The 12,190-nt window shown below is 71.2% G+C and carries 1 pseudogene; it reads right to left on the reverse strand.

Annotation, left to right across the window (positions count from 1 at the left end):
* Positions 1–10: 10 nt before the first annotated feature.
* A pseudogene (locus DEJ48_RS41010) lies at positions 11–12,156 on the reverse strand (SDR family NAD(P)-dependent oxidoreductase).
* Positions 12,157–12,190: the final 34 nt, after the last annotated feature.

Genomic DNA, 12,190 nt, shown 5'->3' on the forward strand with positions numbered 1-12,190 from the left:
CCACTCCTGGTCAAGAGGGCAGTTCTCGGTCGATCAGCTCGAAGAGCTCGTCGTCCGAAGCGGATTCGAGGTCGTGGTCGTCGCTCTCCGCGGCGTCCCCTCCGGTGTCGCCCGCCGCGCTCGCGGTGTCGTCGAGACGCCACAGCAGGCTCTGCAGGCGCGACACGAGGCGCCCGCGCGTGTCCTCGTCGTGCGCGTGCCCCACGATCACCGTCTCCAGCTTGTCCAGCTCGCCGAAGAGCGGCGCCGACGGGTCGGCCCCCGCGGGGCACAGCTGTGTGCGCAGCTCCTCGGCGATGGCCGACGGGGTGGGGTGCCGGAAGATGAACGTGGCCGGCAGGCGCAGGCCGGTGGCGGCGGACAGCCTGTTGCGCAGTTCGACGGCGGTGAGGGAGTCGAAGCCGAGGTCCTGGAAGGGGGCGTCGGCGCGCACCGCGTCGGTTCCCGCGTGCCCGAGGACGGCCGCCGCGTGCGTCCGCACCAGGTCGAGCAGGGTGCGGTGCTGGTCCTCGGCGGTGAGCGCGGACAGCTTGCCCGCCCAGTCGATGTTCTGCCGGGCCGCCACGGCGGCGGTGGGCCGCGCGGATCCCCGGCCGCCGGCGAAGGCGCGGAGGAGCGGGGGCAGTGCGGCGGCGGGTTTGCCGGCGAGGACTCGGGGGTTCAGGTCGGCGGCCACCAGGTGGGGGCGGCCGGCGCGGTGCGCGGCGTCGAGGAGGGCGAGGCCGTGGGCGTTGGTCATCGCCTTCACACCGATGCGGGCCATGCGGGAGACGTCGACTTCGCTGAGGCTGCCGGTCATTCCGGCGGGGCCGGGGGTGTCAGGCGTGGCGGTGCCGCTCTGCTCGTCGGCCGTACCGCTGTCCCTCGTGTCCCTCGTGTCCTTCGAGGCTTCCCAAAGGCCCCATCCGACGGAGAGACCTGCCTGGCCTTGGGTCCGGCGGTGCTGCATCAGTGCGTCGCAGTAGGCGTTGGCCGCCGCGTAGTTGGCCTGTCCCGGACTGCCCAGCGTCGCCGCGGCCGAGGAGAACACGACGAACAGACCAAGACGCAGATCCCGGGTCGCCTCGTGCAGGTTCGCGGCGGCACCGGCCTTGGCCGCCCACACCCGCCCGAGCCCATCCCGCGTCTGCGCGGTCACCACCGCGTCCTCCAGCACACCCGCCGCATGCACGACCCCGGACAGAGGGTGAGCAGGATCGGTCTTGCCGACCAGCTCCACCACCGACGCCGCATCACTCACATCAGCCGCGACAAGAGATGCCTCAGCACCCAACTCCGCAATCCGCGCCACCAGTTCGTCAGCCCCGGGAGCGTCCGGGCCGCGCCTGCTGGCCAGCAGCAGATGCCGTACGCCCCACTCCCGCACCAGATGCTCCGCCACCACCTGCCCCAGCGCACCCGTACCACCGGTGATCAGCACCGTGCCCTCGGGGTCGAGCGGTGCGGGTACATCCAGCACCAGCTTGCCCGTGTGCTTCGCCTGACTCATGAACCGGAACGCCTCCCGCGCCCTGTCCAGCGGCCAGGAACGTACGGGGAGAGGGGCCAGGGCTCTTGACGTGAACCTCTCGCCGAGGTCCCGCATCATGACCTCGATGAGGTCCGGCCCGGCATCGGTGACGAGGTCGTAGACGGTGTACGTGACGCCCGGGTACTCCCCGCTCACCTCCTCGGGCTCCCGCAGGTCCGTCTTGCCCATCTCCAGGAACCGGCCACCGCTGTCCCCCATGAGCCGCAGGGAAGCGTCGATGAACTCGCCGGTGAGGCTGTTCAGTACGACATCCACACCCCGGCCGCCAGTGGCCTGCCGGAACGCGTCCTCGAAGGCCAGATCACGGGAGGAAGCACGATGAGCGGCATCGACGCCCATCTCCTCCAGCACGGCATGCTTGGCCGGACTCGCGGTGGCGAACACCTCCGCACCAAGATGCCGGGCGATGTGCACCGCCGCCATCCCCACACCACCCGTGGCGGCATGGATCAACACCCGCTCGCCCGCCTTCAACCCGGCCAGCTCCACCAGGCCGTACCAAGCCGTCAGATACGCGACAGGCATCGCCGCCGCCTGCCGCATGTCCCAGCCGTGCGGCACCGACGCGACCATCCGCGTGTCCGCGACGGCCGTCGGACCGAAGGAACCGTGCAGTACGCCCATGACGCGATCACCGACCGACAGGTGCGTGACCTCGGGGCCGACCTCCGTCACGACACCGGCACCTTCGCCGCCCAGGCCGATCTGTCCCGGCACCATGCCGAGGCTGACCAGGACGTCGCGGAAGTTGATGCCCGCGGCGTGGATGCCTATACGTACCTGGCCCGGTGCGAGAGGCTCCAGCACTTCGGGGTACGCGACCGGCGCCACGCTCTCCAACGTCTCGGCGCTCCCCTTGTCGAGGCGCCAGGCGCGGTCGTTGGGCATGGCGACGGTGGCGCCGCCGCTCGCGCGGACGAGTCGCGGGATCAGCAGTGTGCCGTCACGGAGAGCGAGTTGGGACTCGTCGAGGTCTTCGACGGCTTGGCGCAGCAGGGACTGCGGCAGCACCTCGTCGAGGGCTTCCGGAGGTACGTCGTCATCGACGTCGAGCAGGACGAAGCGGCCCGGGTTCTCGGACTGCGCACTGCGCACCAACCCCCACACCGCGGCCGCTGACGCATCCACGTCCGCGCCGTCGTCCGTCGCCACAGCGGAGCGCGTCACCACGAGGAGACGGGTCTCCTCCAACTCGGGCGCGACCAGGAACTCCTGTACCAACGACAGCGCGCCCTCGGCAACCCGCAGCCCGTCGCCCGGGGCGGTATTGACCGGCGCCAGCACCGCCCACGGCACTTCGTCGCCGACCGACGCGACCACATCCGTGAGACCGACACCCTCACCCGGGAGCACGACCCAGCCGCCACCGTCGGACACGTCTGCCTGCGGGGCCGGAAGCGGCGTCCAGTCCACGGTGAACAGGCCGTCGTCCTGCGGCTGCGCGGACCGCAGTTGCGCCAAGTCCGCGGGCCGCAGCGTCACGGATCCCACGCTGAGGACGTTCGTGCCCGTGGTGTCGGTGACCAGGACCCGTACTTCCCGCTCGGCCTCGTCGTGCTCACCGGGCGACAACCGCACCCGTACGGTGCCGGCCCCCGCGGCCCACAGGGAAACCTGGTTCCAGGTGAACGGCAGCCAGACCTTGCAGTCGTCCTGTGGTTGCCCGTCGGACCAGTCGAGCAGCAGGGCCGGGTGGAGGGTGGCGTCGAGGAGGGCGGGGTGAATGCCGTAGCCGTCGGGCGCGCCCGCGGCCTCGGGCAGGACGACCTCGGCCAGCAGATCCCCGCCATCGCGCCACACGGCCTGCAGGCCTTGGAACGCCTGGCCGTACGCATAGCCCGCGTCGGCCACGCGCTCGTAGAAGCCTGTCAGGTCCACGGGCACGGTGCCGGCTCCGGGCCAGGCCCCGGCAAGACCTGCGACTGTTCCGGGATCGGATTCGGGGGCGAGTACGCCGGTGGCGTGGCAGACCCACGCATCATCGCCACCCGTCGCCGTGGAGGTGTCGGCGTCGGGGCGGCTGTACACATGCACGCCACGCCGCCCGTCCTCCCCGGCCTCGTCCACAACCACCTGAACCCGCAGCCCCGACGCCTCAGGCACCACCACAGGCGCCTGCAACATCAACTCCTCCACCACCGCACAACCAACCTCATCACCGGCCCGCAACGCCCACTCCACCAACGCGGCCCCCGGCACCAACACCGCCCCACCCACCACATGATCAGCGAGCCACGCAGCCCCCGAACGCGACAACCGCCCGGTCAACAGGCACCCACCCCGATCAGCGAACTCCACCGCCGCACCGAGCAACGGATGCCCCGCCGCCACCAGACCCAGCCCAGCCGCATCCCCACCCCCCGCACGCCCCGCCAACCAGAACCGCTCCCGCTGGAACGCATACGTCGGCAACTCCACCACCCCAGACACCGAAGCCGCCGAGAAGAAGACCGACCAGTCCACGGCCACTCCAGCCGTGTGAAGACGGGCCATCGCACCCAGGAACGCCTGCTCGTCGGAACGTTCTCCGACGAGTGACGAGACCAGCACGGGCTCGGGCGCATGCGGGTCGGCAAGGTCATCGAGGATGTGCTGGGCAGCAGTGATCAGGACGGGGCTCGGGCCCAGTTCGATGAACACACCACTCTGTGCGGCTACTTGGGCGATCGCGGGCTGGAACAGGACTGCCTGCCGCACATGCTTGGCCCAGTACTCCGGAGCAGTGATCTCGGCCTCGGCTTGCTTGCCCGTGACATTGCTGATCAGCGGAACCTTCGGCGCGCAGAACTCCACACCACGTATCGCCTCGGTGAACTCAGCGAGCATCGGCTCCATCAAGGCGGAGTGGAACGCGTGACTGACCGACAACGCCTTGGTCTTACGCCCCTTCTCCCGCCAGAACCCAACGATCCTCTCGACTTGGTCAACAGGGCCCGAAATGACAGTGGAATCAGGTGTGTTGACCGCAGCGACACTCACCGCAGAGTCCTCAAGACTCGCCGCCAACTCCTCCGGCGTCGCCTGCACCGCACACATCGCACCACCCTCAGGCAGCCCACCCATCAACCGAGCACGCGCCCCCACCACCCGACACGCATCCGCCAAACCAAAAACACCCGCGACATACGCCGCCGCGATCTCACCGATGGAATGCCCGACCACCACATCCGGCCGCACCCCCACCGACTCCCACAACCTGGCCAGACCCACCTGAAGCGCAAACAACCCAGCCTGCGCCCACATCGTGTGATCCAACCGCTCCCGCGGCCCCCCGAACACAACCTCCCGAACCGAACCACCCAACTCCACATCAAGCAGCCCACACACCTCATCAAAAGCCGCAGCGAACACAGGGAACCGCTCATACAAACCAGCCCCATCCCCACCACCTGACTGCCCTGCCCACTGAACAACCAGACCGTGTCTCCGCTCGGAGCCGCGGCCCCTTCAGCTGACAGCGTCAAGGCCGGATGTGCCTCACCGACTGCCAACGCCTCGAGACCTGCGACCAGTTCGGAGCGCTCGGACCCGACCACGACAGCGCGCTGATCGAACAGTGAGCGCGAACGCAGCAACGACCAGCCCACATCACGTACTGCCACGGCCGAGTCGCCCGTCACCGCCTCGCTGAGTCGGCGTGCTTGGTCGCGCAGTGCCTGCGTACTCCGCGCCGACACCACCCACGGCACCAGCCCACCGTCACCGTCTCCCGCAACCACCGGAACAGCCTCAGGTTCAGGCTCGGGAACGTACTCCACGATCACATGCGCATTCGTCCCCGACGCCCCGAACGACGACACACCCGCACGACGCACACCCCGACCAGCCTCCGGCCACGGCACCGACTCAGCCGCCAACCGCACCGCACCCGACTCCCAATCCACATGCGGCGACGGCTCATCCACATGCAAACTCGCCGGCACCACACCACGCCGCATCGCCATCACCATCTTGATGACACCCGCAACACCCGCAGCCGCCTGCGTATGACCGATGTTCGACTTCACCGACCCCAACCACACCGGCCGATCCGCAGCACGCCCCTGACCGTACGTCGCCAACAGAGCCTGCGCCTCGATCGGATCACCCAGCGTCGTCCCCGTCCCGTGCCCCTCCACCACATCGACGTCCCCGAACGAGAGACGACCGCTCGCCAACGCCTGACGGATCACCCGCTCCTGCGAGGGGCCGTTCGGCGCGGTCAAGCCGTTGCTCGCACCGTCCTGGTTCACCGCCGAACCCCGCACCACCGACAGAACCCGATGCCCCTTGCGGCGCGCATCCGACAACCGCTCCAGCAACAACACACCGACACCCTCGCCCCAGCCCGTGCCGTCCGCCGCAGCGGCGAACGGCTTGCAGCGGCCGTCCGGGGCCAGGCCACGCTGGCGCGAGAAGCCGGTGAAGACCTCGGGGGTCGCCATGACGGTGACGCCACCCGCGAGGGCGAGGTCGCACTCGCCCTGGCGCAGGGCTTGGGCCGCAAGGTGTATGGAGACCAGGGACGACGAGCACGCCGTGTCGACCGTCACCGCCGGACCCTCGAGGCCCAGGGTGTAGGAGACCCTGCCGGAGACCACGCTGCCGGAACCGGCCAGCATGGAGTAGCCCTCCAGTGTGGCGTCCTGGGCCAGGCCGGCCGCGTAGTCGTGGTACATGACGCCTACGTACGTGCCCGTCAAGCTGCCCTTCAGCGTCGTCGGGTCGATCCCCGCACGCTCGAACACCTCCCACGACGCCTCCAGCAACAGACGCTGCTGCGGATCCATCGCCAACGCCTCACGCGGATTGATCCCGAAGAACGCCGCGTCGAAGTCACCGGCGTCCGGGAGGAAGGCGCCTTCGTCGGCGTAGCTGGTGCCGGGGTGGTCCGGGTCGGGGTGGAAGAGGCGTTCCAGGTCCCAGCCGCGGCCGGTCGGGAACTCGCCGACGGTGTCCACGCCCGCCGCGACCAGGTCCCACAACCCTTCGGGCGAAGTCACTCCGCCCGGGTACTTGCAGGCCATGGCGACGATCGCCACCGGATCGTCCGTCGTGGCGGCGGGCAGCGCGACCGGCGCGGCGGGGGCCGCGGTCACTCCGCCCAGGCGTGTGCAGAGGTAGGCCGCGAGGGCCTGGGGGGTGGGGTGGTCGAAGGCCAGCGTGGCGGGCAGGCGGAGACCGCTGGCCGCCGAGAGTCGGTTGCGCAGCTGGACCGCCGTGAGCGAGTCGAAGCCCAGGTCCTTGAAGTTGGCCTCGGTGCGTACGTCGGAGGCCGACCGGTGGCCGAGCACCGCCGCCACGCACTCGCGCACGACATCGGTGACGGCAGCCCTGCGCTCTCCCTCGTCCAGGCCCGCGAGCCGTCGCTCCAGCGCCCCCTTCTCCACCGCGGAGTCGGCGGCGGCCCTTCGGCGGGTCCGGCCCGTGAGGTTGCGCAGGATCGCCGGTACGTCGTCCGCGGACAGTTCGCGTACGTCGATGCCCGCCGCGACCAGCAGGGAGGTGCGGGGCGCGGCCGCGCGGGCCGCGTCGAGGAGGGCCAGGCCCTGCTCATCGAGGAGCGGCTTGACGCCACTGGCGCGCAGCCGCGCGAGGTCTGCGTCGTCCAGGTGCCGGGTCATCGCGCTGCCGCGTGCCCACAGACCCCAGGCGATGGACAGGCCCGGCAGGCCCGCAGCGCGGCGGCGGGCGACCAGGGCGTCGACGAAGGCGTTGGCGGCGGCGTAGCCGACCTGGCCGGCGTTGCCGAGGACGCCGGCCGCGGAGGAGAACATGAGGAAGAGGCCGAGCGGCAGATCCGCGGTGGCCGCGTCGAGGTTGGCGGCGACGGAGGCCTTGGCCGCCCATACCCTCGCCAGTTGCTCACCGGTCTGCGCGGTGACCACGGCGTCGTCCAGGACACCTGCCGCGTGGATCACGCCGGTCAGCGGATGCGCGGGGTCGACCGAGGCGACCAGGTCGGCGGTGGCCCGGGCGTCCGTCAGGTCGGCCGCGACGATGCGGACGGCGACGCCGAGACCGGTGAGCCGGTCGGTGAGTTCGCGGGCGCCGGGGGCGTCTGGGCCTTGGCGGCTGACGAGCAGGAGGTGCCGTACCGACCAGGTGTTGATCAGGTGCTCGGCGACGAGGGCGCCCATCATGCCGGTGCCGCCTGCGATGAGGACGGTGCCGTTGGGGGCGAGGGTGGTTCCGGTTCCGGTTCCGGTGTCGGTGTCAGCGGTGGCGGTAGCGGTAGCGGTAGCGGTTGAAGTGGCGCGGGTCAGGCGGGGGGCCAGTGTCACTCCGCCGCGGATGGCCAGCTGGGGCTCGTTGGTCGCGAGGGCCGCGGCGACCGCGGCTGAGTCCGTGCATCCCGCGTCTGCCGGGTCCGCCGTATCGGCCGTACCCGCCGTGTCCGCCGTGCCCGTCGTGCCCGTCGTGCCCGTCGTGTCCAACAGGACGAACCGGTCCGGGTGTTCGGCCTGCGCGGCGCGTATGAGTCCCCATAGCGCGGACGCGGGGACGTCGATGGACCCGGCGCTCCGGTCGTCTCCCGCGTCGGCCGTCGGTGTCGTTACCGGCACCGGCACCGCGCCATGCGTGACCAGTACAAGCCGGGTCTCGGTGAGACGCGGCTCGGCGAGCCAGTCCCGGAGCAGGGCCAGGACCTCGTCGGCGACAGCCCGCCCTCGGGCGTCGACCGTCCCGGAGGCAGGGGCGACAGCCTCGACCAGGACGGTCGCGGGAGCCTGTGCCCCCGCGTCCCCCGCGTCCAGGGAGGCCAGCAGCGCCGGCAGGTCGGGGTAGCGAGGGGTGTCCGGCCCCGCCCAATCGGGCGCCTCCTGGCCGAGCACCGCCCAGCCGTCGGTGCTCTCCCCCACGGTTGCCGCCGGAGGCAGCGTGTTCCACTCCACCGTGAACAAGTTGGGGATGACGCCGCCCGCCCGACCCGCCGAGCGCAGCAGTTCCGGGTCGGCGGGCCGCAGGGCCAGTGAGTCCACGGTGAGCACGGGCGCGCCCGTGGCATCGGCGACGGTCACGCGCAGCGCACCGCCGCTCTCGCCCTCGTCCCCGTACGGGGACAGCCGCACCCGTACGGTGGCGGCGCCCGTGGCCCACAGGGACACCCCGTTCCACGCGAACGGCAGGTTGGGGTGCTGGTTGGCGCCGGAGGCCTCCCCGGCGAGGAGCAGCGCCGGATGCAGGGCGGCGTCCAGCAGTACGGGGTGAATGCCGAAGCCGTCCTCGGAGCCCGCCTGTTCCGGCAGTTGCACCTCGGCGAGCAGGTCCGTCCCCTGACGCCATACGGCACTCAGTCCTTGGAACGACGGCCCATACTCGTACCCCGCCGACGCGGCCCGCTCGTAGAGATCACCGACCTCTACCGGCTCGGCGCCCGCCGGCGGCCACTGTCCGGTCAGCCCGTCCGGTACGTCCCCGGGGGCGGGGCTCAGCACCCCGGTGGCGTGACACAGCCAGTCCTCGTCGCGGCCCGGCCCGTCGTCGGACGCGGTCGCGTACTCGGTCACGTACTCGGCCGCGGACTCCGCTTCGGTGCGCGAGAAGACGCGCACCTCACGCCGTCCGCTCTGCTCGTCGGGCGCGCCCACGACGACCTGGACCTGGAGGCCTCCGGTGTCCGGCAGCACCAGGGGCGCCTGGAGCGTCAGCTCCTCCAGCGTGGGGCAGCCCGCCTCGTCGGCGGCGCGCAGCGCCCACTCGACCAGCGCGGCGCCGGGGACGAGCGTCGTGCCCGCCACCGCGTGGTCGGCCAGCCAATCGCCGCCACCGGACGCCGAAAGCCGCCCCGTTAGCACGAGGGCACCGTCGGCAAGCCCGAGCGCAGCGGGCAGCAACGTGTGTTCCAACCGTCGCAGCCCCGCGGAACGCACGTCCCCGACGCCGTCCACCGGCAGCCAGTAGCGGCGGCGCTGGAAGGCGTACGTGGGCAGGTCGACGGTACGAGGGGTCGGCTCGGCCGGGAACCAGCGCCGCCAGTCGACCTGCGCACCCGCGGCGAACGCCTGCGCGGCGGCACGGGTCAGCTGGGCGGTGTCACCGTGGTCGCGGCGCAAGGTCGGCACGACGGTGGCGGACACGTCCGCCCGCTCGATCGTCTCCTCCATGCCGAGACCCAGCACGGGGTGGGCGCTGGCCTCGATGAACAGCCGATAGCCGTCGGCCAGCAGGGCTTCGACCGTGTCGGCGAAACGAACCTGCTGGCGGAGGTTGGTGACCCAGTAGTCGGTGTCCAGCGCGGTGGTGTCCGCCAGCCGCTCAGCCGTGACGGTCGAGTAGAACGCCACGTCCGTCGACACGGGCCGGATGTCGGCCAAGCGCTCAGTGAGCAGGTCGTGCAATGCGTCGATCTGCGGGTTGTGGGAGGCGTAACCGACATCGATCACGCGGGCCCGCAGCCCGGCCTCTTCCGCCTCGGCGACGACGGCAGCCACATGCTCCGGCGACCCCGAAATGACGGTTGCTGTAGGCCCGTTGACGGCGGCGATACTCACCCCCGGCCGGTCGCCGATCAGCTCGACGGTCCGCTCGGCACTGGCTCCGACGGAGGCCATGTCGCCGTGCCCCTGAAGCTGGCGCAGTGCGTCACTTCGTACCGCCACAATCCGCGCCGCATCCTCCAGCGACAGCGCACCCGCCACACACGCGGCAGCCATCTCACCCTGCGAATGCCCGATCACGGCGGCCGGAACGATCCCCTGATCCGCCCAGACCGCGGCCAGCGAGACCATGACAGCCCACAACACCGGCTGCACGACCTCGACCCGCGCCAGTTCACTCCCGTCCCCGCGCAACACCTCACGCAACGACCAGTCAACGTACGAAGACAGGGCCTGCTCGCATTCGGCAATCCGCCCGGCGAACACCGGCGACTCGTCCAGCAGTTGGGCGCCCATCCCCACCCACTGCGACCCCTGCCCCGGAAACACCAACACCGGGCCGGGACCCACATCACCGGACGCCACCCCGGACACCACATCCGGAGACGCCTCGCCCGTGGCCAGCGCTGCGACCCCGGCCACCAGCTCGTCCCGGTCCCGGCCCACCACCACAGCCCGGTGTTCGAGAACCGCCCGTGCCGTGGCGAGCGACCAGCCGACCTCCGGCGACAGCGCCTGCGCGCCACCCCCGGTGGCGAACTCGTGCAGCCTGCGGGCCTGTTCCCGCAGTGCTTCCTCGGACCGCCCGGAGAGGACCCACGGCACCACCGCCCCCGGCAATGCTTCCTCGGCCGGCCCTCCCGACTCCTCGGGAGCTTCGGCTGCTTCGGGAGCTTCCTCCAGGATCACGTGCGCGTTCGTGCCCGAGATGCCGAAGGAGGAGACGCCGGCCCGGCGCGGGCGGTCCCCGCGTGACCACGGGACCTGCTCGGTGAGGAGACGTACTCCTCCGCCGTCCCACTGCACGTGCGGAGTCGGCTCGTCGACGTTCAAGGTGGCGGGCAGCAGTTCGCGTTGCAGGGCCATCACCATCTTGATGACACCCGCCACACCGGCCGCGGCCTGCGTGTGCCCGATGTTGGACTTGACCGAGCCGAGCCACAGCGGGCGGTCGTCCTCGCGCTCCTTGCCGTACGTGGCGATGAGCGCCTCGGCCTCGATCGGGTCGCCGAGCCGCGTACCCGTGCCGTGCGCCTCGACGACGTCGATCTCCGACGTGGACAGGTTGGCGCCGGCCAGTGCCCGGCGGATGACGCGCCGCTGCGAGGGGCCGTTGGGTGCGGTGAAACCGTTGCTGGCGCCGTCCTGGTTGATGGCGGAGCCGCGGATGACCGCGAGGATGTTGTGGCCGTTGCGCTGGGCGTCGGAGAGGCGTTCCAGGAGGATCAGGCCGGCGCCCTCGCCCCAGCCGGTGCCGTCGGCCGCAGCGGCGAACGGCTTGCAACGGCCGTTGGGGGCCAGGCCGCGCTGGCGCGAGAAGCCCGTGAAGACCTCAGGGGTGGACATGACGGTGACACCGCCCGCCAGGGCCAGGTCGCACTCGCCCTGGCGCAGGGCGTTGGCCGCCAGGTGCATCGCCACCAGCGAGGAGGAGCACGCGGTCTCGACGGTCACCGCCGGACCCTCCAGGCCGAGCGTGAAGGACAGGCGGCCCGAGAGGACGCTGGGCGCCGTGCCCGCGTAGCCCTCCGTCGCCTTGCCGCCCGCGTCGCCCTGGGTCTGGTTGCCGGTGGTGGCGGCACCGACGTAGACGCCCGTGGGACTTCCCTTGAGGGAGGCGGGGTCGACGCCCGCCCGTTCGAGTGCCTCCCAGGACGTCTCCAGGAGCAGCCGCAGTTGCGGGCTGCTGGCCAGCGCCTCGCGCGGGCTGAAGCCGAAGAAGTCGGAGTCGAACCGGTCGGCGGCGGTGAGGAAGCCGCCTTCGCGGACGTAGCAGGTTCCGGGGTGGTCGGGGTCCGGGTGGTAGATGCCCTCCAGATCCCAGCCGCGGTCGGTGGGGAAGGGCTCGATGGCGTCGTCGCCGGCGGCGACCAGGTCCCACAGGCCTTCGGGGGTCTCGATGCCGCCGGGGAAACGGCAGGCCATGCCGACGACGGCCACCGGTTCCTGCCTGCGGTCCTCCACCTCGCGCAGGCGCTGCCGGGTGTCGTGCAGTTCGGCGGCGACCCGCTTGAGGTAGTCGACCAGTTCCTCTTCACTCGCCATGAGAGTTCACCCAGCCTTCAGCGTGGTTGTCGCG

This window comes from Streptomyces venezuelae, from assembly GCF_008642315.1.
In the GTDB taxonomy this organism is placed as follows: Bacteria; Actinomycetota; Actinomycetes; order Streptomycetales; family Streptomycetaceae; genus Streptomyces; species Streptomyces venezuelae_D.